The 23,426-nt window shown below is 46.8% G+C and carries 26 protein-coding genes and 1 tRNA gene; 14 read left to right on the forward strand and 13 right to left on the reverse strand.

What is annotated here, in order from left to right; genetic code table 11:
• Positions 1–3: 3 nt before the first annotated feature.
• A complete protein-coding gene (gene flgL, locus C5684_RS05370; protein WP_104639647.1) occupies positions 4–2,538 on the reverse strand; it encodes a flagellar hook-associated protein FlgL in 2,535 nt (844 codons plus the stop codon).
• 118 nt (positions 2,539–2,656) lie between these two features.
• On the opposite strand from flgL, the gene rplU reads away from it, so the two are divergent.
• The 8 genes from rplU to obgE all read left to right on the forward strand — a co-directional run bounded on the left by rplU (position 2,657) and on the right by obgE (position 9,456).
• Positions 2,657–2,971: a 50S ribosomal protein L21 gene (gene rplU / locus C5684_RS05375; RefSeq protein WP_006016016.1), complete on the forward strand. Its 315-nt coding sequence runs from the start codon at positions 2,657–2,659 to the stop codon at positions 2,969–2,971.
• An 11-nt stretch (positions 2,972–2,982) separates the two neighbouring features.
• Positions 2,983–3,243, forward strand: coding sequence for a 50S ribosomal protein L27 (rpmA, locus tag C5684_RS05380; protein WP_006016015.1), 261 nt, complete (start codon positions 2,983–2,985; stop codon positions 3,241–3,243).
• Between the two features lie 78 nt (positions 3,244–3,321).
• The gene (locus tag C5684_RS05385) at positions 3,322–4,902 is read left to right on the forward strand and encodes an ABC transporter substrate-binding protein (protein ID WP_233708666.1); all 1,581 of its coding nucleotides are present in this window, start codon (positions 3,322–3,324) and stop codon (positions 4,900–4,902) included.
• Between the two features lie 9 nt (positions 4,903–4,911).
• The gene (locus tag C5684_RS05390; RefSeq protein WP_104639648.1) at positions 4,912–5,916 is read left to right on the forward strand and encodes an ABC transporter permease; all 1,005 of its coding nucleotides are present in this window, start codon (positions 4,912–4,914) and stop codon (positions 5,914–5,916) included.
• Positions 5,916–6,773 carry an ABC transporter permease gene (locus tag C5684_RS05395; protein WP_013890168.1) on the forward strand — a complete coding sequence of 286 codons (858 nt, stop codon included), beginning with the start codon at positions 5,916–5,918 and terminating at the stop codon, positions 6,771–6,773. Before C5684_RS05390 ends, C5684_RS05395 begins: the two co-directional genes overlap by 1 nt.
• A gap of 9 nt (positions 6,774–6,782) precedes the next feature.
• Complete coding sequence (locus C5684_RS05400; protein ID WP_013890169.1) at positions 6,783–7,652, forward strand: ABC transporter ATP-binding protein; 870 nt, start codon at positions 6,783–6,785, stop codon at positions 7,650–7,652.
• Entirely contained in the window at positions 7,649–8,449 is an 801-nt protein-coding gene (locus C5684_RS05405) for an ABC transporter ATP-binding protein (RefSeq protein WP_013890170.1), read from the forward strand. The genes C5684_RS05400 and C5684_RS05405 overlap by 4 nt, the downstream gene beginning before the upstream one ends.
• Positions 8,450–8,451: 2 nt before the next feature.
• Complete coding sequence (gene obgE, locus C5684_RS05410; RefSeq protein WP_013890171.1) at positions 8,452–9,456, forward strand: GTPase ObgE; 1,005 nt, start codon at positions 8,452–8,454, stop codon at positions 9,454–9,456.
• 5 nt (positions 9,457–9,461) lie between these two features.
• On the opposite strand, the gene C5684_RS05415 is transcribed toward obgE, so the two are convergent.
• The gene (locus C5684_RS05415) at positions 9,462–10,178 is read right to left on the reverse strand and encodes a hypothetical protein (protein WP_013890172.1); all 717 of its coding nucleotides are present in this window, start codon (positions 10,176–10,178) and stop codon (positions 9,462–9,464) included.
• 140 nt (positions 10,179–10,318) lie between these two features.
• Here C5684_RS05415 and C5684_RS05420 point away from each other — a divergent pair, with 140 nt between their 5' ends.
• The gene (locus tag C5684_RS05420; protein WP_013890173.1) at positions 10,319–11,284 is read left to right on the forward strand and encodes a tetratricopeptide repeat protein; all 966 of its coding nucleotides are present in this window, start codon (positions 10,319–10,321) and stop codon (positions 11,282–11,284) included.
• A 15-nt stretch (positions 11,285–11,299) separates the two neighbouring features.
• Positions 11,300–12,922: a tetratricopeptide repeat protein gene (locus C5684_RS05425; RefSeq protein WP_104639649.1), complete on the forward strand. Its 1,623-nt coding sequence runs from the start codon at positions 11,300–11,302 to the stop codon at positions 12,920–12,922.
• A 41-nt stretch (positions 12,923–12,963) separates the two neighbouring features.
• Here C5684_RS05425 and panC read toward each other — a convergent pair whose 3' ends face one another.
• Complete coding sequence (gene panC, locus C5684_RS05430) at positions 12,964–13,782, reverse strand: pantoate--beta-alanine ligase (RefSeq protein WP_104639650.1); 819 nt, start codon at positions 13,780–13,782, stop codon at positions 12,964–12,966.
• Positions 13,782–14,468, reverse strand: coding sequence for an orotidine-5'-phosphate decarboxylase (gene pyrF / locus C5684_RS05435; protein WP_104639651.1), 687 nt, complete (start codon positions 14,466–14,468; stop codon positions 13,782–13,784). Before pyrF ends, panC begins: the two co-directional genes overlap by 1 nt.
• Before the next feature lie 89 nt (positions 14,469–14,557).
• Between pyrF and kdsA the strand changes: the two genes are divergently transcribed.
• From kdsA to nusB, 3 genes are read left to right on the forward strand one after another with little or no spacing between them, the layout of a single operon-like run.
• On the forward strand, positions 14,558–15,397 hold the full coding sequence (gene kdsA, locus C5684_RS05440; protein WP_199764504.1) for a 3-deoxy-8-phosphooctulonate synthase: 840 nt from the start codon (positions 14,558–14,560) through the stop codon (positions 15,395–15,397).
• Positions 15,381–15,848 carry a 6,7-dimethyl-8-ribityllumazine synthase gene (gene ribH / locus C5684_RS05445; RefSeq protein ID WP_006015992.1) on the forward strand — a complete coding sequence of 156 codons (468 nt, stop codon included), beginning with the start codon at positions 15,381–15,383 and terminating at the stop codon, positions 15,846–15,848. The genes kdsA and ribH overlap by 17 nt, the downstream gene beginning before the upstream one ends.
• Entirely contained in the window at positions 15,848–16,252 is a 405-nt protein-coding gene (gene nusB / locus C5684_RS05450) for a transcription antitermination factor NusB (RefSeq protein WP_104628547.1), read from the forward strand. The genes ribH and nusB overlap by 1 nt, the downstream gene beginning before the upstream one ends.
• Here the strand turns inward: nusB and C5684_RS05455 are convergent.
• The 9 genes from C5684_RS05455 to C5684_RS09685 form a co-directional block, all read right to left on the reverse strand.
• Positions 16,233–17,081 carry a YihY family inner membrane protein gene (locus C5684_RS05455; RefSeq protein WP_407645769.1) on the reverse strand — a complete coding sequence of 283 codons (849 nt, stop codon included), beginning with the start codon at positions 17,079–17,081 and terminating at the stop codon, positions 16,233–16,235. The two genes, nusB and C5684_RS05455, sit on opposite strands and share 20 nt — an antisense overlap.
• Positions 17,081–17,941, reverse strand: a complete 861-nt coding sequence (locus C5684_RS05460; RefSeq protein WP_267891340.1) for a biotin synthase — start codon at positions 17,939–17,941, stop codon at positions 17,081–17,083. Before C5684_RS05460 ends, C5684_RS05455 begins: the two co-directional genes overlap by 1 nt.
• A tRNA-Sec gene (locus tag C5684_RS09145) sits at positions 17,936–18,033 on the reverse strand. Before C5684_RS09145 ends, C5684_RS05460 begins: the two co-directional genes overlap by 6 nt.
• A 44-nt stretch (positions 18,034–18,077) precedes the next feature.
• The gene (locus C5684_RS05465) at positions 18,078–18,983 is read right to left on the reverse strand and encodes an outer membrane protein (protein WP_104639654.1); all 906 of its coding nucleotides are present in this window, start codon (positions 18,981–18,983) and stop codon (positions 18,078–18,080) included.
• Between the two features lie 176 nt (positions 18,984–19,159).
• The gene (gene rplT / locus C5684_RS05470) at positions 19,160–19,510 is read right to left on the reverse strand and encodes a 50S ribosomal protein L20 (protein WP_104639655.1); all 351 of its coding nucleotides are present in this window, start codon (positions 19,508–19,510) and stop codon (positions 19,160–19,162) included.
• 73 nt (positions 19,511–19,583) lie between these two features.
• Entirely contained in the window at positions 19,584–19,775 is a 192-nt protein-coding gene (gene rpmI / locus C5684_RS05475; RefSeq protein ID WP_013890184.1) for a 50S ribosomal protein L35, read from the reverse strand.
• Between the two features lie 19 nt (positions 19,776–19,794).
• Positions 19,795–20,310, reverse strand: a complete 516-nt coding sequence (infC, locus tag C5684_RS05480; protein WP_104639656.1) for a translation initiation factor IF-3 — start codon at positions 20,308–20,310, stop codon at positions 19,795–19,797.
• Positions 20,307–22,124, reverse strand: coding sequence for a threonine--tRNA ligase (thrS, locus tag C5684_RS05485; protein ID WP_456152206.1), 1,818 nt, complete (start codon positions 22,122–22,124; stop codon positions 20,307–20,309). The genes infC and thrS overlap by 4 nt, the downstream gene beginning before the upstream one ends.
• Positions 22,125–22,133: 9 nt before the next feature.
• A complete protein-coding gene (locus C5684_RS09685) occupies positions 22,134–22,259 on the reverse strand; it encodes a hypothetical protein (protein ID WP_013890186.1) in 126 nt (41 codons plus the stop codon).
• A 112-nt stretch (positions 22,260–22,371) separates the two neighbouring features.
• On the opposite strand from C5684_RS09685, the gene recA reads away from it, so the two are divergent.
• Positions 22,372–23,388 carry a recombinase RecA gene (recA, locus tag C5684_RS05490; RefSeq protein ID WP_104639689.1) on the forward strand — a complete coding sequence of 339 codons (1,017 nt, stop codon included), beginning with the start codon at positions 22,372–22,374 and terminating at the stop codon, positions 23,386–23,388.
• The last annotated feature ends 38 nt before the right edge of the window (positions 23,389–23,426 follow it).

The following is a 23,426-nucleotide window of genomic DNA, read 5'->3' on the forward strand; positions in this document are numbered from 1 at the left end:
AGCCTAGAGGTAGTGCGTGAGACTCATTTGGTTGATCTTGCTTGAGGAGGCTAGGGCTGCATCGTAATTGTTGCGCAATTGGGCAAACTTGTTATAAGTTTCAGCAACATCGGTGCCGGTGGTCTCCCCTCGAATGGCTTGCACTTGGGATTTGAGCACTTCATTACGGCGCATGATGTTAGCAAAGCTGCGGCTATGCGCCCCATTAGCCGCAATCACCTTTTCGACATGATCGCTCAAGTGATCCACAAGGGCGATGTTATTTTGTATCCCTAAGTTGCGTAAATCCTCGTTATAAGCTCCGGGCAGAGCATCGGGGCGATAAATTCCCTTTTGCACCGATTCAATCACCCCATCTAATTGTTTGAAAAAATTAATGTGGGGCTGGTCGATGGTGAGGGCATTATTGGCATTGAGGCGTAAACTGGGCACATCTCTTTTGAGGCTAGGCTCTGAAAAATCGTTTGCCTTTTCATCATAGAGCATGAATTGCATGAGCGTATTAGAACGGGTGTTATCTTGGATCGCTATTTGCCCGTTTTCATTCAAAGACACGCTCACACGATCATTGGATTGTTTGAGGATGGAGAGAAATGCCGCCTTGCTCTCTTTGGAGGGCACGCCTGCTTGGGCTTGGGCGTATTCTTTTTTGTCTTGGTTGCTATAATTCATCGCAATGCTGATCGCATCCATCAACTGGCGGTAAGTAAAATCATTGGGCTTAGTGAGGGTGGGGGTTTCTTGGTCGCGGTTATAAAGGGGGATTTCATAGGGCATACCTCCCTCTTGATTGGGTAATTGCAAAAATGCGCCCTTGTTGTCCAAGTGCAACTTAGCCTCTAGGGGCACGCCATTATGATCTTTGAGCTTTAAAACATAGGTTTGTTCGCCAATGTTAGCCCCCATCACCGCAGCTAGAGTGGTCGCCCCGCTGGCATAGTCCATGCTTTTGGGCACAACCTGAGAGACATTACCAACCAACAAAGACCCCCGATTGGTGAAATAGGTTTTTTGGTATTCGCTGGCATAATCAGTGGGGAGGGCTTGAATCTCTGCACCCTTGCTATCCAAAGTCTTTAGAGTCAAACTCAAGCCATGCGGTCCATCAAAGGGCGGATTGGGGCTATCATGGTCTTTATTTTTGACATTGCGATCGATCACGCGCAAATGCCCATCGCTGGAAAGCTCCACATCTAAATTCCCCCCAAAATACGTTTTGATCGCATCCATCAAATCCTGCATGGTGGCGGTTTTGGTGTCTAAATGGAAGGGGGGTATGGGGGTGTTATTGATACTCCCATCGGGGTTATTAGGGGCTGTGCCCTCAATTTGCAAATACGCCACCCCCTCGCCCAAGATCGCGCTGAGTTTGGTATTTTTAGTCGCAGGGGTGTTATCTTGGGCGATAAAGGCACTGGGCACATCTAAAACCCGCTTATCATAGAGATTATTCACCCCCTGCACTTGTGAGAGGCTACGGGCGGTCAAAAAGGGGCTTTTGACATAAGTGGTAACCCGTGCGTTGCTCGAACGCAAGGTGTCTAAGTTATCCACATCTTTATCACTAGAGATCATGTGAAAATCAATCGTGGCATTGCCGCTAGTGAGATCTCTAATCTCAATCTCCCCCCACGCATTCAAGGTAACATCTACAAGTTTGTTTGTGGAGGTGTTGCCATACTCCCGACCAATTTGGCGTAAGAGATCGCTAACTTTAGTTGCCCCCTCTATTTTGCTATAAGCCTTATCTAGGGCAAACTTTGCCTTAAAGGCACTCCCATCCGGGCGCACCCCCTGTAAGTAAAAATACTCTTTGGCATCATTTTGGGGGTTATTATCATCATCCCCAATCAAATCACGCAAGGTGTCCTCAGGGGTGATAAAGACTTCTTGGGGGTTAGCGGTGCTGTTGAGCGCGTCCATCACATCGGGGTGTAGTTTGCTTTGATTCAACATCTTTATATTGGTGGTGATACTTTTTTGTTTGTCTAAATCCTTGCCTAAAAATAAATTATGCCCCGTTACATTGTAGGGCACAAGATTATGAGAACCCACTAAGGCATTGAGATCTTCATTATTGCCATAATAGTTACCCGCTTTGTCAAAGGGCGGGCGATCGACCTTGCTCCCCCCAAAGAGATATTCCCCCCCAATGGAAGTATTGGCGATGTTGATCATGTGATCTTTGAGGTGGGCTAAATCTAGGGCAATGGCTTGGCGGGAGGTCGTGGAATGCGCATCGCTAGCCGCTTGAATCAATTTGGTTTTGAATTGCTCCATCGTGCTGGAGAGTTCGCCCAAAGCCTTATCGGTGTTGAGCGTGGCGGTGTGGGCACTCTGGGCGACATCCAAGCCTTGATCCAGTGTGTTTTCCTCAAAGCCGTATTTGAGGTTTTGGTTGTCAATATTGCTATCTTGGTAGCCATACTGGATTTTTAATCCAGAGGCTATTTTGTTGTTAGCCGTGTTGAGCTTGTTTTGCAAGGCATTTTGGTAATAATGGATTTGGTTGTATTTACCCCCATCACTGATACGCATGCTCTTCCTTTAGCCATTAATACTCATAACAAGCAAGATTTATACCATGATACTAAGGCAAATTTTTAAGTTAATTGTGTTAGAATGAGCAGAAATTTTTGACTAGGATTTGAGCAGTATGGTGTATGCGGTGTTTAAAAATGGGGGCAAGCAGTATAAAGTGCAAGTGGGCGATGTGGTGTTATTAGATAAAATGAACTTAGAATCTAAGGCACATGTGGAATTAGATCAAGTCTTGGCGGTTTGCAAAGAGGGAGGCGTAGTTTATGGTGCACCCCTAGTGAGCGGGGCTAAGGTCGAAGCGGAGGTCATCAATGAGGGGCGGGGTAAAAAAGTGGTGATCTTTAAAAAACGCCGTCGCAAGGATAGCAAAACCAAGCGGGGCTTTAGGCGTGATTTCACCCGTGTTAAGATTACAAACATCGTAGCATAAAGGATTTATAAATGGCACACAAGAAAGGTCAAGGGAGCACACAGAATAACCGCGACTCGGCGGGCAGACGCTTAGGCGTGAAAAAATTTGGCTCAGAGTTTGTCAGAGCGGGTAATATCATCGTGCGCCAAAGGGGCACACAGGTGCATCCGGGTAAGAATGTAGGTATGGGTAAAGATCACACCCTTTTTGCCTTGATTGATGGCGTGGTGCATTTTAGCTATAAAGATAAGCACCGCAAAAGGGTATCTGTAGTCGCACTACAATCATGAGTGGGTGTCAATAGGGCAGCCCTTGGTGGGATTCTCTGCTGGGCTGTGCCTTGATTAAAATCAAAGCAGGGATGACCGATGGGTAAATTTTTAGCGTGGTTTTTGTGTTTTTGGCTTGTTGTCGGTGGTGCACTTGGTGCTAAAGAGGGGGGTACTTTGGTTTATGCGCGGGGGGCAGATGGCTCGAGCATGGACCCAGCCCTTGTAACTGATGGGGAGAGTTACGCAGCCACTGCCAATATCTATGAGACTTTGGTGCAATTCAAGTATGGGAGCACCGAGATTGAGCCCGCACTGGCAAGTAGTTGGGAAATCTCTAAAGATGGTCTTGTTTATACTTTCCACTTGCGGCAGGGGGTCTATTTCCACACCACGAAGTATTGGAATAAAAAAGTCGAACTCACCTCTAAAGATGTGCTCTTCTCTTTCAAACGCCAAATGAGGCATGAAAAGCCCTACTACAAAGAGGCTAGAAGCTATGGCTATTGGGAAAGCATGGGCATGTCCAACATCATTAAAAGCATTGAAGCCCCAGACAAATACACCATTAAATTCACTTTAAAACACCCCGAAGCCCCTTTTTTGGCAGACTTAGGCATGGATTTTTTGAGTATTTTAAGCGAGGATTACGCTCAAGAGCTCGCCAAGAGTGGCCGTCAAGATCAACTCTCTAAAAAACCCATCGGCACAGGACCCTTTAAACTTGCTCTATGGCTTAAAGATGAACGGATCGTGCTGGTTAAAAACCAAGAGTATTGGGGGACTAAGGCACACTTGAATCAAGTGGTTTTAAAGGTGATTCCCAATCCTTCATCCCGAACTTTGGCTTTGCAAAAGGGCGAGGTGCATATTGTGCATGCACCTAATCCCAATGAGGTCCGAGCATTGGAAAAATCCCATAACATTGTTGTGGAAAAAGTCCCGGGGCTTTTTGTAACATGGCTTAGTTTGAATAACCAAAAAAAGCCCTTTAATAACCGCCTTGTGCGCTTGGCACTCAACTATGGCATTAATGTCGATGAATATGTTAAAATTGTCTATGAAGGCTATGCCAGCCGTGCGATCAATCCCCTCCCCCCTGATATGTGGGGTTATGACAAAAATATTAAGCCCTACCCTTACGACCCGGCTAAAGCCAAAGCCCTATTAAGGCAGGCAGGCTATCCTAATGGGTTTGAAACCACGCTATTTAGCTCTTCTCGTTACAACAAAAAAGGAGCGGAGTTTATCCAAGCCCAGTTAGGCAAAATTGGGATCAAGGTCAAGATCGAATTTTTTGAGTGGGGCACTTACATTAAAAAAACGGCTTTAGGCGAACACACCATCGCCTTTAGTGGTTGGCAAGCAGACACGGGCGATCCAGATAACTTCTTAGACATCTTGTGGAGCAAACATGCCGCCTCAGAAATCCCTAGCCGCAACAGCTCCTTTTATAAAAGCGATGGCTACTCGGATTTGGTCACCAAAGCCAAACGCATTACGGACGAAAAAGAACGCGCCAAGCTCTACTATAAAGCCCAAGAGATTTTCCATAAAGATGTGCCCGCCGTGCTGTTGGCCTACCCCTATGTGATCGTGCCCCATTTAGCAAGCGTTAAGGGATACAAGGCTACGGGCGTGCAATTGAACCGCTTTGTCAATGTTTATTTTGACAAATAGGGGAGGGGTTTGCTAGGTTTTATCCTCAAGCGGATTTTGTGGGCGATTCCCACTTTATTGGGGGTTTCTATCATCGTTTTTGCGATGGTGCATTTGGCACCCGGTGATCCAGCTTTGCTCATTTTAGGCGAGCATGCCAATAAAGAGTCCATAGAAGCCCTGCGCGAGCAAATGGGCTTGAACAAGCCTTTGATAGAGCAATACTTTTTATACATTAGCCATGTCTTGCATGGGGATTTTGGAACTTCCTTAGTTTCGCGTGAGCCGGTGCTAGAGGAATTTTTACAACGCTTCCCCGCCACCATTGAGCTCTCCCTAAGTGCGCTTTTCATTGCCCTTGTTTTGGGTTTGGGTGCGGGCATCATCGCAGCGATCAAGCGTTATAGTTTATTTGACTATGCGAGCATGGGGGTGGCTTTGGCTGGGGTGAGCATGCCCGTTTTTTGGCTAGGCTTAATGCTCATCTCTATTTTTAGTGTCCAGCTAGATTGGTTGCCCGTTTATGGGCGTTTGAGCGATGAATTTTATTTAGACGGACCTACCGGGTTTTATCTCATCGATAGCTTACTAGCCCACGATTATAAGGCTTTCCTAGATGCGCTCAAGCATCTAATCTTGCCTAGCATCACCCTAGCGACCATCCCCACTGCCATCATCGCACGCATGACACGGGCTAGCATGCTGGAGGTCTCCAAAGAAGATTATATCCGCACCGCCAAAGCTAAGGGGTGCTCGCCTCTAAGGGTGGTTGGCGTGCATACTTTGCGCAATGCCTTAATCCCGGTCACCACCATTATAGGCTTGATGTTGGCTGGACTGCTAGGGGGGAGTATCCTCACTGAAACCACCTTTGCATGGCCGGGGGTAGGTAAGTGGATGGTGAATGCGCTCAACCAACGCGATTTTCCCATTATCCAATCGGCAAGCTTGATTGTGGCGGTGATCTTCATTGGGGCAAATTTGTTGGCGGATATTTTATATGCCTTTATCAACCCCCGTATAAGGCTGTCCTAATGGAGAGATTTAACGATTTTTGGGCGCAATTTAGGAAAAATAAAGCCGCACTTGTGGGTTTGTGGATCGTGTTTTTTTTGATTCTATGCGCCCTGCTAGCCCCTCTAATTAGCCACCACGACCCTTACGCCCAAAATACTCAAGAAGTGCGGGTTTTGCCCATTTGGGCACAGGGGGGGAGTATTAAGCATGTACTGGGCACAGATGATCTGGGGCGTGATGTCTTAACACGCTTGCTCTATGGGGCGCGCATTTCCCTAACGATTGGGATTGTGTCTGTGGGGATTGCGGTGTTCTTTGGGGTGTTGTTGGGCTTGATGGCGGGCTATTTTGGGCGTAAAACCGACATGGTGATCATGCGTTTGATGGATTTAATGCTCTCCTTGCCCTCAATTTTATTAATCATCATCGTAGTCGCTATTTTAGGACCCTCGCTTTTAAATGCGATGTTGGCGATCGGGATCGTGGGCATTCCCGGATTTGCCCGCATTGTGCGCGCCTCGGTCTTAGCTGAAAAAGAAAAAGAATATGTCATCGCCTCCAAGGTCAATGGCTCGGGGCATTTGCGCTTGATGTTTAGGGTTATCTTCCCTAATTGCGCCGTGCCCATCATTGTGCAAGCCACGATGGGCTTTGCCTCAGCGGTGCTAGAAGCGGCGGGCTTGAGCTTTTTGGGGCTAGGAGCCCAACCCCCCACGCCTGAGTGGGGCGCGATGCTGATGGATGCGATGCAATATCTGAGGAGCGATCCATGGATGATTGTCCCACCCGGTTCGATGATCTTTTTAACCGTGATGGGCTTTAACTTACTGGGCGATGGGATCATGGACGCGCTCGATCCCAAGCGATCGGCTTAAGGGGTTGCCATGTTGCCCTTATTGAAAGTCAAAGACCTTAGAACCCATTTTTTCACTGATAAGGGGGTGAATAAAGCCGTGGATGGCGTGAGTTTTGAAGTGGCTACATCCCAAACCCTCTGCATCGTAGGGGAGAGTGGGAGCGGAAAGAGCATCACCTCGCTTTCCATTTTGGGGCTGATTGAAAAGCCGGGCAAAATTGTGGGGGGGAGCATTGAGTTTGGCGGACGGGATTTATTGAGTTTGAGCCAAAAACAAATGCAACAAGAAATTCGGGGCAAAAAAATCAGCATGATTTTTCAAGAGCCCATGACCAGTTTAAACCCCTCTTATACCATCGGCTTTCAAATCAGCGAAGCTCTCAAAATCCACCACCCCAAATTGAATCGCAAAGAACGCTATGAGCGGACTTTAGCGGAATTAGAACGGGTGGGTATCCCGCACGCCAAAGAGCGTTACCACGATTACCCCTTTAAACTCAGCGGGGGGCAACGCCAAAGGGTGATGATCGCTATGGCGATGGTGTGCGCCCCTGAACTCTTGATCGCTGATGAACCCACCACCGCCCTAGATGTAACCATTCAAGCCCAAATTTTAGAGCTCATGCAAGAATTGCAAGCCACAAAGGGGACTTCGATCCTCTTTATCACCCACGATTTGGGCGTGGTGGCGCAATTAGCCGACGCAGTGGTGGTGATGTATAAGGGGCATGTGCTCGAAAAGGCTAGTGCTAAGGAGCTTTTCAATGACCCGCGCCACCCCTATACCCAAGCTCTGCTAAACGCCATCCCCAAACCGGGCAAGGAGCACCGCAAAAAACGCCTCCAAACCGTGGATGAAAATGTCAACTACCTAGAATTTCCTAGGGAGATTCGATGATCTTAGAAGCCAAAAATTTACAAAAAACCTACCATATTTCTCAAGGTTTGTTTAAAGAAGCCAAACAAATCCACGCGGTGAAAGACATCACTTTTAAAGTGCATGATGGGGAAATTTTGAGCGTGGTGGGGGAGAGTGGGTGTGGCAAGAGCACCACTGCCAAGCTTTTAATGGGGATTGAGAGCCCTAGCGGAGGGGAGATTTTATTCAAGGGCAAAAGTCTAGCCCAATTTAGCAAAACCGATTGGCAGGAATACCGTAAACATGTGCAAATGATTTTTCAAGACCCCTATTCTAGCTTGAACCCCAGGTGGCAGGTGGGGGACATCATCGCCGAACCCCTCTTGCTCAACACAAATTTTTCCAGACAAGAGCGGCGTGAAAAAGTCCTAGAAATGATGGATAGCGTGGGGCTTAAGCGCGAGTGGATCAGCCGTTATCCCCACCAATTTTCAGGGGGGCAACGCCAGCGCATTGGCATCGCACGCGCGCTCATCATCCACCCCAAAGTGGTGATCTGTGATGAGCCCGTTTCGGCTTTAGATGTTTCGATCCAAGCGCAGGTGTTGAATTTACTGCTGGATTTGCAAAAAGAAATGGGCTTGACCTATGTCTTTATTAGCCACGATTTGGGTGTTGTGGAGCACATCAGCGATCGTATTTTGGTGATGTATCAGGGCGAGATTGTAGAACGCGGCGATGTGGAGAGTGTGTTAAGCGACCCTAAAGACCCCTACACCAAAAAGCTTTTACACGCCGTGCCTCATTTAGAAAAATCCATGCAACGCTTTTCTTAACCATGTTTGTGGATAGCGTAGAAATCACCATCGCCTCTGGCAAGGGCGGACCGGGGGCAGTGAGCTTTAGGCGCGAGAAATTTGTCATTAAGGGCGGTCCGGATGGAGGGGATGGAGGAGATGGGGGGGATGTCTTTGTGCAGGTGAGCAACAACACCGACACACTGGGAGCTTTTAGGGGCAAAAAACATTATAGAGCTAAGAATGGTGCTCCCGGGGGTCCTAAGCTGTGTAGTGGGAAAAAGGGGGAGAGTGTTACTCTCATTGTGCCCCCCGGGACACAAATTTACGATCAGCAAAGCGGGGAGTTGTTAGGGGATTTTATAGAATGCACCACGCCTGTTAAACTTTTGCAGGGGGGCAGGGGGGGGATGGGCAATGCGCGTTTTAAAAACGCCGTGCAGCAACGCCCCACCTACGCCCAAAAGGGGCTAGAGGGGGTGGAAAAATGCGTGCGCTTGGAGTTGAAGCTCATTGCTGATGTGGGTTTAGTAGGCTTTCCTAATGTGGGAAAAAGCACTTTAATTAGCGTGATCTCTAATGCACGCCCCAAGATCGCCAATTACGCCTTTACGACCTTAGTGCCCAATTTGGGGGTGGTGAGTATAGGGGATTTTAAAGAATTTGTGATCGCAGACATCCCGGGGGTCATAGAGGGGGCTAGTGAGGGTAAGGGCTTGGGATTAGCCTTTTTAAAGCATATTGAGCGCACGCAGTTTTTGCTCTTTGTGCTAGATGTGGGCTTAGACTTAAAAGAGCAGTATGAAAAATTACGCCACGAGTTGGGCGCGTTTTCACCCACATTGAAACAACGCGCTTTTGGCGTGGCGATCAACAAGATAGACTTACTAGAACCTGAAACCCTTACTAATACTCTGAATGCCTTTGAAAAAGATTTAAGCCCCAAGCCCGCCTTTATTCTGCCTATCTCCGCCCACACCACCACCAACACCGCTAAATTAGTGCAAGTGTTAGCCGGGCATGTGCAAAAAGAGCCAACGCCTTAATTGCCTTAGATATTTTCCAATTCCCCTAAGACCTCTTTAATGGCTTTTTTGATGGGGATTTGTTGTTTGATGGGCAAATCCTCTAGGCTGGTTTGTATGGTGGCAATTTCTTTAGGCGTTTTGTCCTTTAAAAACTCGATCAACTGATCATTTGGGAGAGTAAGGAGTTTGGCGAGGTCTGCATGGGAGAACTTGTGCGATGCCCTTTGACTCGGGGCTGTAGGGCTTGGGGTTGGTGCTTGCTCTTGCGTTTCTTGCGTTTCTAAAGATGTGCTCACACATTTCATGAGGGAGAATAGACTAAAAGAGAGGTGTAAGCTACCAAAAATCAAAAAGACAAACAATATGGCCATCTCTTCTTCTAGTTTGGATGCGTGGAATCGCAATGCCCCCTTAAGGCACAAATAACCAAATACCATGCTTACGATGGCGAGCATGCCTAATGTTTTGCGTTTGTAGTCAAATAATATTGCAAAAGGCAAAAACACAGAAGTAAAAGTGTATTTGGGGAGTTTGTTAAAACTTTTATATGCATTGGTTTGGATCACCCAAATGATTGTAGCGATAAAAATAATGACAAAAACGATAAAGGTGACCTCTCTATCAAGGGAGATCAAAAACCAAAACGCATAAGTGGGCAGGCATGCCACAAGTGCCTTACCTAGTTGTTGCCTTAAGGCAAAAAAGACAAAGGGGCAAAAGATCAAGGCCAAGATTTTCATTGCTATTCCTCAATATTGCTAAGATAAAATAATTGTATCCAAGTTTGCATAACTAGGACGATCCAACGCCGCTAAAAAGCATCGGTTGGCAATAAGATGTTACAATAGCTCCTTGAACTAATCAATTCACAAGGTGTTGCATGGTTTTGGGTCGTGTGAGTTTGGTGTTAGGGGTGTTATTTTTGTCTATGGGGTTGTGTGGTGCAAAGAGTGGATCAGAGCTATTTAAAAAAGCAGAAACTTATTATGAGCAAAAGGACTATGCTAAAGCCATTAGATACTACCAAAACGCCGCACGCATGGGCGATGCACGCGGGTATTATAAGCTAGGGGATATTTATTCTTCTGGTCAGGGGGCACATAAGGACCTGTATAAGGCCTTCAAATACTACCAAAAGGCAGCGGATGCAGGATTTGCCGGGGCTTATGTGAATTTGGGAACAATGTATATGAGCGATCAAGATGGCAGTGAGGATTATGCCAAAGCCTTAAAATACTTTAAAAAAGCTGTGGAGTTGGGGGATGCTTTGGGGTATCACAATTTGGCACTGCTCTATTTTCAGGGTTTGGGCGTTCCACGCGACTTTGGCAAAGCTTTGTATTACTATAAAAAGGCCATTAATGGGGGCATTATCCATTCCTACCAAAATTTAGCCAAAATGTATTACAGCGGACAAGGTGTTGCTAAAGATTACAAAAAAGCCTTACAATACTTCCAAAAGGCAGCGGATGGGGGCATTGTTGAGGCTTATGCTGGTTTGGGCGTGATGTATAAAAATGGGCAAGGCGTGCGTAAGGACTACAGAAGGGCTCTTGAGTATTTCAAAAAAGCTATTGATGCGGGGCTTGTTGGCGTTTATAACAATATTGGCATGATGTATCTTAAGGGGCAAGGCATGAAACAAGATTATGCCAAGGCGTTAAAGTATTTTAAAATAGCGGCGCGTGTGGGTGTTGCTGGGGCTTACAATAATTTAGGGTTGGTGTATGCTAATGGCTTGGGTGTGGGGGTCGATCGCCAAATGGCTTATGTTTATTATCAAAAGGCATGCCAAATGGGTGCCGATATGGCTTGCCAAAATGTTAAAGAGCTGTTAGAAAATTAAGGAAAAGGAGTCAATATGGTTTTTAACGATCGTGTGATCAAGGTTGTAGGGGCGTTGGTTTTGTCTGTGGCGTTGTGTGGGGCGCAGAGCCATAGGGGGGAAAAGTTTCTTGAAAAAGCACGGGAGTATTACCAACAAAAGAATTATGACAAGGCGTTTGCCTATTCTAAAAAAGCGGCTAATGCCGGGGAGGCTCAGGGGTATGCCATGTTGGGTACTTTGTATGCAGATGGTCAAGGTGTGCGTCAAGATTACCAAAAGGCGGCCACATATTACCAAAAAGCAGGGGAGTTGGGGTTTGCTAGTGCTTATACAGGTTTGGGGCTTATCTATGCCAATGGGCATGGTGTTGCCAAAGATTACAAAAAAGCAGTTGCATACTTCCAAAAGGCGGCGGATATGGGGGATGCTGGGGGGCACTACTTTTTAGGGCACATGTATTTCAGTGGTCAAGGTGTTTCTAAGGATTATTTTAAAGCCCTAGAGCATTTCCAAAGAGCTACAGATATGGGGGATGGGCGGGCTTATCTGAGTTTGGGAATCATGTATTTGAATGGACAAGGGGTGGTCAAGGATGATGAAAAGGCATTTGAATACTTTCAGGGAGCTGTCCATGCAGGGAATATTGAGGGGTATTATTGGCTAGGGTACATGTATGCTAAGGGTAGGGGAGTGGCTAAAGACTATGAAAAAGCCCGTGAATATTACCAAGAAGCCGCCGATACGGGGAATGGTATGGCTTATTATGCACTAGGATGGATGTATGCACGGGGCGATGGCGTGGAAAAGGATTACAAAAAGGCGTTGGAATACTACCAAAAGGCAACTAACTTAGGGGTAGCTGATGCCTATGTAGATTTGGGAACTATCTATGCCAATGGGCATGGTGTTGCCAAAGATTACAAAAAGGCGTTGGAATACTACCAAAAGGCAGCGGATGCTGGGGTTGCTGAGTCTTATGTGAATTTGGGAAGCCTATATTACGAGGGCAAAGGAGTTAAAAAGGATTACAAAAAAGCGCTGGAATATTTCCAAAAGGCAGCGGATGCAGGGATACCCATAGCCTTTAATAATTTAGGAGACCTGTATGAGAAGGGTCAAGGTGTTAAAAAAGATTACAAAAAAGCGTTTCAATACTACCAAAAGGCAGCGGACATGGGGGATTCCTATGGTTTTTTAGGCTTGGGGGACTTGTATCGCGGTGGTTTGGGTGTGGGCAAGGACTATTTTAAGGCATTGGAATACTACCAAAAGAGCGCAGACATGGGCAATGATTATGCCTATTTGAATCTAGGCAACATGTATTACAAGGGTCAGGGGGTGGTCAAAAATTATGGAAAAGCCCTAGAATATTTCAAAAGAAGTGCAGATTTGGACAATGCGCAGGCGTGTTACCAAGTGGGGCATATGTATGTTGTGGGCGAGGGGGTTGAAAAAGATTATCCTGAGGCTCTTGAATATCTAAAAAAAGCGGCCAAGATGGACTATGCATTAGCCTATCAGGACTTGGGCGATATGTATGCCAATGGGCATGGTGTGGGCAAAGATACAGAAATGGCTTCTGAATATTATAAAAAGGCATGCGATATGGGAGAGGAACAGAGTTGCAAGAACGCTAAAAAGCTCTCTGCTCGCTAAAAAATTGGCTTTAGTGGGTATTTTAAAGAACAGATAACAGCCTAAAGCCAAGCATTGTCTAAAAGCCGTGTGGTGCCCACTTGCACGGCGCACAAAATGAGGGTTTTGTTGGGTTCAATTTGGGCTAGGGGTTCTAAATTGTGGTTACAAATGCATAAATAATGCACTTTTAAGCCCTGCAAGGTGTCTAAGCCAATTTGGATAAGACTAGCCGTATTGTGCATGCCTTGTTGGTAGGCTATCTGCATGCGCTCTAAAGCTAGGGGGATTTTTAGGGCTTCTTGCCTTTGGGAGGCACTCAAATAAACATTGCGAGAACTTAGGGCCAAACCATCGCGATCGCGCACAATTTCACAAGGAACAATCTCAATCTCTAAAAAGAAATCAGCTACTAAGCGTTGGACATGCAAGAGTTGTTGGGCATCTTTTTTGCCAAAATAAGCCTTTTGGGGGCGCACGAGGTTAAAGAGTTTTAAGACCACTTGTAACACCCCGTTAAGATGCGTGGGTCTGTGATCGGCTTCATAGCCTAGCAAGTCTGGCGCAGGGTTTAGGGTGATGGCTGACTCAAAGGGGTAGAGATCGAGCACAGCGGGCACAAACACCCCATCAACCCCCAAACTCTGGCATAGCTTTAAGTCTGCCTCTAAGTCTCTAGGGTAGCAACTCAAATCCTCATGAGGAGCAAATTGGGTGGGATTGACAAAGATAGAAACAATCGTTTGGGGGTTTTCTTGTTTGGAGCGTGTGATGAGGCTGGCATGCCCGGGGTGGAGCGCACCCATCGTGGGGACAAAGCCCACAGAATCTAGGGATTTTCTAAAGGCTTGGAGTTCTTGGCATGTGTGTAAGACTTGCATTAGATTTGCTCCAAAATATGGCGGGTTATCTCTAAGGGGTTAGATGCGCCATAGATAGGTCGCCCCATGACAATAAAATCAGCGTGTGCCTTTTTGGCATCTGCAATTGTACCCACGCGTTTTTGATCGCCTAGGGGGGTGTTGGGGGGGCGAATCCCCGGGGTTAAAGTTAAAAAATCCGCTTTTGTGGCTTGTTTGATCGCTAGACTCTCAAAGACCGAGCAGACCACCCCATCTAAACCACAATCAAAACACAATTTGGCTAAATAGAGGGTTTGATCCAAGAGGGGGGCATGGTAGATGGCTTGGGCTTGGGATTCATCTAGGCTTGTTAGCAGGGTTACGCCCATTAGCAAGGGCTTTTTACCCTCAAAGGTCTTTAAGGCTTGCACGGCATTTTTTAACGCCTCTTGCCCACTGCTGGCATGCAAGGTGAGCATATCCACGCCCAGTTTAGCACACTCGATCACCGTCTCTTGCATAGTGTAAGAGATGTCGTGTAATTTGAGGTCCAAAAAGAGCTTAAAGCCCGAATCGATGTTTTTAATGCGTTCTAAAAAACTAGGACCCTCTCTAATAAACCCCCTCAAGCCTAATTTGATCCACAGATTCAGCCCCTTAAGCTGTTCTAGCAGATTCAAACATGCCTTCTGACTCTCTAAATCCAAAGCCAAGCATAGTTGCATGCACTCTCCTTTGTTTTCAGCAAATCCATACAGACAAGCTGGTATTATAGCACACTTCAAAACAAGGATGATTCTTGCCTAAGAGTGTGATGATTGCTGGTCCATGTGTGATTGAGGATTGGGAGATTTTAGAGCAGATCGCCCAAGAACTCAAACCCCTAGCCTCCAACCCCAAGTTTGATTTTTATTTTAAAGCCAGCTTTGATAAGGCCAACCGCACTAGCCTAGAGAGTTACCGGGGTCCGGGCTTGCAAAAGGGCTTGCAAATGTTAGGGGACATTAAGGACAAATTTGGCTACAAACTCTTAACCGACATCCATGAGAGCGTGCAGGCAGGTCCTGTGGCTGAAGTGGTGGATGTTTTGCAAATCCCGGCGTTTTTATGCCGCCAAACCGATTTGATCGTGGCTGCGGCACAGACTAAAAGCATCATCAACATCAAAAAGGGGCAGTTCATGCACCCCAAAGACATGCAATACAGCGCGCTTAAAGCTTTAAACACACGGGCAAAAAACAAATATGAAGCACCCACCTATGAGGCGTGTTTAGAACATGGCATTTATTTATGCGAGCGGGGAGCCAGTTTTGGGTATGCAAATTTGGTCGTAGATATGCGATCACTGGTGATCATGCGCGCCTTTGCGCCCGTGATCTTTGATGTTACCCACAGCGTGCAAATGCCCGGGGGGGCGGGGGGTAAGAGCGCAGGGGATAGCTCCTTTGTGCCCTACTTGGCAAAGGCTGGGGCGGTAGTGGGTGTGGATGGGTTTTTTATGGAAACCCACATTGATCCACAAAATGCCCTAAGCGATGGACCCAATATGATTTTAACCGCTCATCTCTTAGACTTAGCCAGCGATCTCTTGGTTTTGCAAGAGTGCAACCAATCTTTAAACCACCAAAAGGATAAACATGCCACACAGCATTGAGGGCAAACTTTTTTTAAAGGGTAGCGAGAAAGTCGCTATTTTAGCCGCGCGTTTTAACCACATCATCACCGATCGGCTCATTGAGGGCGCGCTAGATAGTTTTGAGCGCCACGGGGGTTGTTTGGATCATCTAAGCATTGTGAAAGTCCCCGGGGCTTATGAATTGCCCTTTGTGTTGGATCGTTTGCTAGCCAGTGCTAAATATGATGGTATCTGCGTGGTGGGGGCGTTGATTCGGGGCGGGACTCCCCATTTTGACTATGTGAGCGCAGAAGCCACTAAGGGGATTGCCAATGCCACGCTCAAATACAAAATCCCCGTTAGCTTTGGGTTGCTCACCACCGATAATATCGAACAAGCCATTGAGCGCGCCGGGAGCAAGGCGGGCAATAAGGGTTTTGAGGCGATGGATGCGTTGATTGAACTGCTCAATCTCTACAGTTTGATCTAATGGCAACTAGAAGCCAAGTTAGAGAGGCGGTGGTGGGCTTGCTCTATGCCTTTGATAGCGGGAATGGGGCGATTTTAAATCTAGCCCCCAGTTTGCTAGAAGAGAGGAAAATTAAAAACGCCCAGCAACGCTTTGCACTCGAACTCTTAGAGGGCACGCTAACACGCCTAGAAAGCTTGGATAACACCTTAAAACCCTTACTCAAAGATTGGGATTTAAAACGCATGGGGAGCATGGAACGGGCGATCCTGCGTTTGGGGGCTTATGAGATTTTACACACCAGCACCAAATCCCCCATTGTGATCAACGAAGCCATTGAGCTGGCTAAAAATTACGGGGAGGAACAAGCCCCCAAACTCATTAACGCCGTTTTAGACGCTTTATCTAAGAAAGAGGTTTCTTAGTGCTGTTTTGATCGCACACCTCACAGCCATGCATCCCCAAAAGCAAGAGCAACCACGAGGCGTAAATATAGGACATCAAAAACCACAGAATCGACACCGATCCATAGAGTTCGCGATAAGTGCGGTTATAAAGGATATAATAAACAAACCCCCATTTCATTAAATGCCAACAAATGCTCGTGATTAAGCTCCACAATAAGGGGTATAATAGCCGTTTGAAAACCTTGTTGGTGGGCATTAAAAAAGAGAACAGGCAAAAAATATAAGTCCCCACCCAACGCAAAAAAGAGAGCAACACGGGGTTATTGGTGATGGCTTGGACCTTGATTTCATAGAGAATAATCAAGGGCAGGACAATTAAAAACACAATGCCCGTGCCAAACCCCCAAAATACAAAAATCCTTCTGCCCCTAAAATAAAAATAATCTCTGGGCTCGGCGTGGAAAATTTTAGAGGCAATATCGCGGTAATTCTCGCAAAAGAGCAAAAAAGCGAGCGTAATGGAGGCGATTTGCACCACGCCCAAAGTGCGGTTATTTTGCATAAAGGCGTGCAAAAAGGAACGGCTGGCTTGGATAAAATCGGGGCTATCGGGGAAAAGCAGGGTTTCAAGCTCAAAGCTTTTGGCAAAGGGGGTGATCAAAAAGAGGGCGACAAAAATTAAAATGGGCGAAAAAGATAAAATTGTGTAGAAACTCAGCGAAGAGGCGTAGTAGAAAATGGAGGCGATCGCTTCAAATTGCTTTTTGACCTTGTCATTTACAAAGTAAGAACACAGATAACAAAAACCCAGCACACTTTGTGCCAGATGTTTAAAAAACGCCTTGATCAATGACAGCTAGTCGCGATGGTAAGCCCGTAAGTTTGCAACATCTCCAAGTCTTTTTTAGGCGCATCGCCCTTAGTGGTCAAATAATCGCCCAGCACAATCGCCTCCACCCCGCAATCAAAAATGCCCTGTTGGTCGCTCCCAAAGACCACTTCACGCCCCCCAGCGACCATGAGGCGGGTTTTGGGTAAAAACTCTTTGGCTAAGGCAAGGCATTCTAGGGCTTCTGGTGCGCTCATCACGCTTTGTTTAATAGGCAAAGAGGGGTTGGGGATAAAAAAGTTAATGGGCGTGGTGGCGGGGGTTAAAGATTGCAAGGTGCGTAATAGCTCAATGCGATCCTCAAAACTCTCACCCAAGCCAAAAATCCCCCCGCTACACAGACTCAAGCCCGCCTTAAGGGTGTTTTCACAAGTGCTAAAACGCTCCTCCCAAGGGTGGGTGGTGCAGATATTAGGGAAGAAATTTTGGGAACTCTCTAGGTTGTGGTTGTAGCTATCAATGCCATTTTCTTTTAAAAAACGCAACGAATCCACATCGGCACGCCCACAGCAAGCGATCAAATGCAGATCGGGCACTTCTTGTTTGATGGTGCGCGCCAGCCTAGCGATGTAATCGCATTTTTTGGAATCTAGCCCCCGACCAGAGGTTACCAAGCAAAAGCCCAAAGCCCCTAGGGCGCGCAGAGCCTTAGCCTCTTGTAAAACATCTTCTTCTTTTTTGTATTTGTAACGGCGAATCTTGCCTTGGTGGTGGGAACTTTGCGTGCAATAAGCGCAATCCTCGCTACAATCCCCACTGCTGACATTAGAAATGGAACATAAGAAAATCTCTCGCATGAAAAACCTTTTTTTTGGCAAGAGAGCCAAAGAATCGAACTTTGCGGTGCCTAGAACACCTAAACACCCGTTGGGTTTGAAGCCCAAGACCCACACCAGTGATGCTCGCTCTCCACCCCCTATGATAGCAGAGCAGAGCTAATAGGTGGTAAAAGCCTTAAAAGCTCACCATATAGCGCCAGTAGAAGACAAAGTTGCGGTGCAAGGTCAAGGAGTAGGGCGTATTCATCACTGCTTTTGCCCCGTTGGAATAGAAGTAGTTTGTGCCAATGGTGGGGATTTTGATCCCAAATTCAAAGCCGTTGTGTCGGCTCCCCACGCGGATTCCGCCATTGACAAAGAATTGGAAGTTAGAGGTGCGTAGGCGTGTTCCATACGCTTGGAGCAGTTGGTTAAAGAATTTGCTAGTGGGGGCAAAGGAAGTCCCCCCGATGGCGACACCTAAGAAGAAACCAAAATGGAAGTTTTCTTTGTTAAAGGGTTTGGGGTTAAAAAGAAGGTCTGTCCCCACACCATAGGCAAAGATATTGGTTTGTTGGTAAATATCTTGAGGTCCTGAATTGAGTGTTTGGAAATACCGGTAATAGGAATGTGCCCAATCAAAAAACCCATAATAGCGCAAACCCAGCTCGGGCAACTTCTTAAAGAAGTGCTTGTAGCCCATCAAGACCCCAAGCCCATTGGTTACATAGGACTTGCCATGCAAATAACCCATGTAGTTTTTTTGCCCCATATTGCCCCACACGGTGTTATATACCGGTTTAGCTACTGTGCCGACATTAACCTGTTGGCGCGCCCCATCACAGCTACTAATCTGTGCTGGAGCATTGAGATAGCTGTTGGGGTTCTTAACCATACTACAAGCTTGCTCGGTGGAGCTCATCATGCCCAGTTGGTAATCCCCCCCAATAAAGAAGCCGTTCCTCTCACCATGTCTGCCCTGAGGGGCGCGCACTTTTTTATGGGCACTCGCCTTAGCCTCTTGGGGCTTTTTGGGGCTTTCTTCAGCCGCTAACAACATCGCCACTAGGGGAATTGCGCCCGCCACCATATATTTTTTCATTGTTATCCTTAACTCCAAGTTTCTTAAAATCTAAAATTTAGAAGTTTGAGGTTTTCATTCTAGCATAAAAAATTAAAAATTTTTATTAATCAAAAGAGATAGAGGTAACCAAAAAAACAATATTATTTTAAAAATTTCTGTAGCAATAGCCACAAAAATGGCTATTGCCCACCACCTTACAGATGCGCCTGCACTTGGCTAAAGAGCTTTTCAAAAGCACCCGGATCGTTCATCGCCATGTCGGCTAAAATCTTGCGATCCAGCTCGATATTGGCGCTTTTCAAGGCGTGCATGAACTTAGAATAGCTGGTGTTGTGCAAGCGGCAAGCCGCATTGATACGCACAATCCACAAACTCCTAAAGGTGCGTTTCTTTTGCTTGCGATCCCTAAAGGCATAGCACAAACTGCGTTCTAATTGCTCTTTGGCTTTCCTAAAATGCTTCCTACGCCCGCTAAAAAACCCACGGGCTTGTTTTAAAACTTTTTTATGCCGTCTGCGGCGCACAACGCCTGTTTTGACTCTCATTTTTTTCCTTTACCTTTTGAGGTGTGTTGATCTTGACCCTTTTTAGCCTACGCTTGGAGGGGGAAAACTTAAACTAGCGGCACAACATGCTCGCCACAGCGTGCATGTTGGTGCTATGCACATAGTGGGGCGCATTCAGATTAGCCTTGCGTTGGGGGCTTTTTTTGGTCAAAATATGGCTTTTAAAAGCACTCCCGCGTTTGATGAGATTTTTTTTCACCTTAAAACGCTTGGCTGCCCCGCGATTGGTCTTCATCTTAGGCATCTGCTCTCCTTTCATAAATTTATTTCTTTTGGGGCACAAAGAGCCACATCACAAACCGCCCTTCGCTCTTGGGCTCTTTTTGCGCATCGGCAATATCGCTCATCATGTCTCTCACCCGCTCGAGCACACCCAAGCCCGCCTTGGGGTCATTGCTCTCTCTGCCTTTAAGCACCACCTTAAACTTGACATGCTTGCCCTCTTCAATGAATTCCCGAGCATGCTTGATCTTGTAGTTGATGTCATTTTGGGCGATCTGGGTGGAGAGTTTGATCTCCTTGATCTCAATTTGCTTTTGCTTTTTCTTGGCTTCCTTGAGCTTTTTCTCGGCTTGGTAGCAATATTTGCCATAATCCATCACCTTACACACGGGGGGCTTGGCATTAGCCGCAATCAAAACCAAATCCAAGCCCTTAGAATGCGCAATCCTTAAAGCCTCCTTAGAAGAGAGGATACCAAACTGCTCCCCCCCATCGCCCACACAACGCACCTGCTTAAAATCAATCGCATCATTTAGCAACACTTCTTCTTTGCTCAAAAACTAACCTCTTGCATTTTACCCTTTACCATGTTAATAAATGCCTCCATTTCCATTGGATATTGTTTGCCTAAAGCCCGATCCCGAATAGCCAAGCTGTGCTCTTGCACCTCTTGAGCCCCGATCACAGCGATCAAGGGGATTTTTTGCTTCTCTAAGGTGCGGATGCGCTTGCTCAGCGTTTCGTTTTTATGCACCACTTGCACGAATAGCCCCAAATCCACGAGCCGATCTTTGAGGGCTAGAGCATATTCTAGCTGATCTTGTGAAACGGGGACTAAAGCAATTTGCACGGGCGCAATAAAAAAAGGAAAATTCCCGCTATAGTGTTCGGTCAAAATGGCGATAAATCGCTCAAAAGAGCCCAAGATCGCGCGGTGGATCATCACGGGCTGTTCCTCTAGGCTTTGCTCATTGGTGTAACTCAGAGCAAAACGATCGGGCAAATTCATATCCACCTGCACGGTCCCACATTGCCATTTACGCCCGATCGCATCGGTGATCTTAATATCGATTTTAGGTCCATAAAATGCCCCCCCGCCCGCATCGATCTTAAAGTTAATCCCCTGTTCCTCTAGGGCATGTTTGAGGGCATTTGTGGCTTGCTCCCACACTTGGGCATCGCCGATATGCTTCTCAGGCTTGGTGGAAAGCTCCATTTCATAAACAAACCCAAAAGCCCCCATCACTTTTTTAGTGAATTCTAAAATGGCTTGCACCTCCGCCTTGATCTGATCAAAACGGCAAAAAATATGCGCATCATCTTGGGTAAATTCTCGCACCCTTAAGAGCCCATGCAAAACCCCGCTTTTTTCATGCCGGTGCACCACGCCGTATTCATAAAAACGCAAGGGCAGATCGCGATAAGATCGCAGGGCATGCTGATAGACCTTGATATGCCCCACACAATTCATCGGCTTGATCCCATATTCGATCTCATCGATGATCGTAAAATACATGTTTTCTTTGTAGTTATCATAGTGCCCGCTGGTCTGCCAAAGCGCGCTTTTTAAAATCTCGGGACCGCGTACGGGCTCATAGCCATATTTGAGCAAGGCTTGGCTTAGTAAATCCTCTAGGCGTTTGCGTAACCGCATGCCATTGGGTAGCCAAATAGGCAAGCCCGCCCCCAAATCCTCATTAAAGCAAAATAGCCCTAACTCCTGCCCTAGTTTGCGGTGATCCCTCTTTTTGGCTTCCTCAAGCTGGGTTAAATAGGCTTTTAAACTCTCTTTTTTGGCAAAGGCGATCCCATAAATGCGTTGCAACATCTCGGCATTTTCATCACCCCCCAAATACGCCCCAGCTAATTTGGTCAGCTTGAAATGCTCTAAAAACCCGGTGTGGGGCAAATGCGGACCCCGGCACAAGTCTTCAAACTCGCCTTGGGCATAGACGCTCAAACAATCCCCCTCAATTTTGGACATCACGGCGTGTTTTAGGGGATCGTTTTTAAACTTCTCTAACGCCTCTTTACGGGTCATGGTGCTCTTGGTGATGGCGTGTTTATTCTTGGCGATCTCTTTCATTTTGGCTTCAATCACGGCTAAATCTTCCTCAGAGATTTTAGCTTGGGTCTTAAAGTCATAATAAAACCCCTCCTCCACCACCGGACCCACAAAAAATTGCGCATCGGGGTAAAGTTGCTTGATCGCTTGGGCAAGCAAATGCGCACAAGAGTGCCGTAAAATCTCCAAAGCCTCGGGCTCCTCCCCAAAGGCGATGGGATCGCCTTGGATGCCTAAATCCTGCACACTTTGCAAATCATAAATAACACCCTCTTTTTTAACACCAATCACCTCTGCCAATTTGATCCTTTTATCTTAACATCCACTCGAGCCAAACCCGCATTGCACTTGTTTATCCACCTTTTCAGCTTGTGGGCCCTCCATAGGTTGCAAACACCCGCCCAAATAAAGCGTGCTTAAAAACACCAACAGCCTCACCATCGCCAGCCTTTAAAAAAGCAAAAAATTGCCCCTAATTGTGCCACATAAAAGATAAACCTTTGTTTAAGGCACAAGGTGTTAAAATGTGGCTTTTGATCTAAAAGGACTTGGCGTGGATGAACAAAGACAACGGGCATTGGAAGCGGCAATCAAACAGATTGATAAGACTTTTGGCAAGGGTGCTTTGATGCGCCTAGGTGATAGAGAGGTCGAACCCATTGAGGCCACGCCCACGGGCTCTTTGGGGCTGGATTTGGCATTGGGCATTGGGGGCGTGCCTAAGGGGCGCATTGTGGAAATTTATGGTCCTGAGTCCAGTGGCAAAACGACTTTAACCTTGCATATCGTAGCACAGGCGCAAAAAAACGGGGGGGCTTGTGCTTTTATCGATGCCGAACACGCCTTAGATGTGCAATATGCTAAAAAACTAGGCGTGGATACTGATAACCTCTTAATTTCCCAACCTGATACGGGCGAAGAGGCTTTGGAGATTTTAGAAACTTTGGCGCGCACGGGGGCGGTGGATGTGATCGTGGTCGATTCGGTGGCAGCACTCACCCCACGGGCGGAGATTGAGGGGGACATGGGCGATCAGCATGTGGGCTTGCAAGCCCGCTTGATGAGCCAAGCTTTGCGCAAGATCACGGGCATTTTGCACAAGATGAACACGACTTTAATTTTTATCAACCAGATTCGCATGAAAATTGGCACGATGGGTTATGGGAGTCCGGAGACCACCACCGGGGGCAATGCGTTGAAGTTTTATGCCAGCGTGCGCCTTGACATCCGCCGCATCGCCACGCTAAAGGCTAGCGAACACCCCATTGGCAACCGCGTTAAGGTTAAGGTGGTGAAAAACAAGGTCGCCCCGCCCTTCAAAGAAGCCGAATTTGATGTGATGTATGGCGAGGGGATCAGCTACGAGGGCGAATTGATCGATTATGGCGTTAAGTTAGACATTGTCGAAAAAAGCGGGGCATGGTTTAGCTACTTGGATAGAAAACTCGGGCAGGGCAGAGAAGCAGCCAAGCTGACCTTGAAAAACGACCCTGATTTAGCTTTAGAGATCGCTACGCAAGTCAAAGAAAAATGTTGCAACACGGATAAACATCCCGAAGTCCTCGATTAGCTCTATGTGGGTGTGGCAATCTGTTTATTCATACCGGT

Source organism: Helicobacter bizzozeronii (assembly GCF_900196775.1).
Taxonomy (GTDB): domain Bacteria; phylum Campylobacterota; class Campylobacteria; order Campylobacterales; family Helicobacteraceae; genus Helicobacter; species Helicobacter bizzozeronii.

Excerpts from the sequence above, each read along its gene's own strand:
- C5684_RS05425 (WP_104639649.1), top strand. The coding sequence starts at position 11,300 with ATGGTTTTTAACGATCGTGTGATCAAGGTTGTAGGGGCGTTGGTTTTG.
- C5684_RS05465 (WP_104639654.1), bottom strand. The coding sequence starts at position 18,983 with ATGAAAAAATATATGGTGGCGGGCGCAATTCCCCTAGTGGCGATGTTG.
- rplT (WP_104639655.1), bottom strand. The coding sequence starts at position 19,510 with ATGAGAGTCAAAACAGGCGTTGTGCGCCGCAGACGGCATAAAAAAGTT.
- panC (WP_104639650.1), bottom strand. The coding sequence starts at position 13,782 with ATGCAAGTCTTACACACATGCCAAGAACTCCAAGCCTTTAGAAAATCC.
- pyrF (WP_104639651.1), bottom strand. The coding sequence starts at position 14,468 with ATGCAACTATGCTTGGCTTTGGATTTAGAGAGTCAGAAGGCATGTTTG.
- rpmI (WP_013890184.1), bottom strand. The coding sequence starts at position 19,775 with ATGCCTAAGATGAAGACCAATCGCGGGGCAGCCAAGCGTTTTAAGGTG.
- C5684_RS05405 (WP_013890170.1), top strand. The coding sequence starts at position 7,649 with ATGATCTTAGAAGCCAAAAATTTACAAAAAACCTACCATATTTCTCAA.
- ribH (WP_006015992.1), top strand. The coding sequence starts at position 15,381 with ATGCCACACAGCATTGAGGGCAAACTTTTTTTAAAGGGTAGCGAGAAA.
- C5684_RS05395 (WP_013890168.1), top strand. The coding sequence starts at position 5,916 with ATGGAGAGATTTAACGATTTTTGGGCGCAATTTAGGAAAAATAAAGCC.
- C5684_RS05400 (WP_013890169.1), top strand. The coding sequence starts at position 6,783 with ATGTTGCCCTTATTGAAAGTCAAAGACCTTAGAACCCATTTTTTCACT.
- C5684_RS05385 (WP_233708666.1), top strand. The coding sequence starts at position 3,322 with ATGGGTAAATTTTTAGCGTGGTTTTTGTGTTTTTGGCTTGTTGTCGGT.
- C5684_RS05415 (WP_013890172.1), bottom strand. The coding sequence starts at position 10,178 with ATGAAAATCTTGGCCTTGATCTTTTGCCCCTTTGTCTTTTTTGCCTTA.
- C5684_RS05420 (WP_013890173.1), top strand. The coding sequence starts at position 10,319 with ATGGTTTTGGGTCGTGTGAGTTTGGTGTTAGGGGTGTTATTTTTGTCT.
- nusB (WP_104628547.1), top strand. The coding sequence starts at position 15,848 with ATGGCAACTAGAAGCCAAGTTAGAGAGGCGGTGGTGGGCTTGCTCTAT.
- rplU (WP_006016016.1), top strand. The coding sequence starts at position 2,657 with ATGGTGTATGCGGTGTTTAAAAATGGGGGCAAGCAGTATAAAGTGCAA.
- kdsA (WP_199764504.1), top strand. The coding sequence starts at position 14,558 with ATGATTGCTGGTCCATGTGTGATTGAGGATTGGGAGATTTTAGAGCAG.
- rpmA (WP_006016015.1), top strand. The coding sequence starts at position 2,983 with ATGGCACACAAGAAAGGTCAAGGGAGCACACAGAATAACCGCGACTCG.
- C5684_RS09685 (WP_013890186.1), bottom strand. The coding sequence starts at position 22,259 with ATGGTGAGGCTGTTGGTGTTTTTAAGCACGCTTTATTTGGGCGGGTGT.
- obgE (WP_013890171.1), top strand. The coding sequence starts at position 8,452 with ATGTTTGTGGATAGCGTAGAAATCACCATCGCCTCTGGCAAGGGCGGA.
- flgL (WP_104639647.1), bottom strand. The coding sequence starts at position 2,538 with ATGCGTATCAGTGATGGGGGTAAATACAACCAAATCCATTATTACCAA.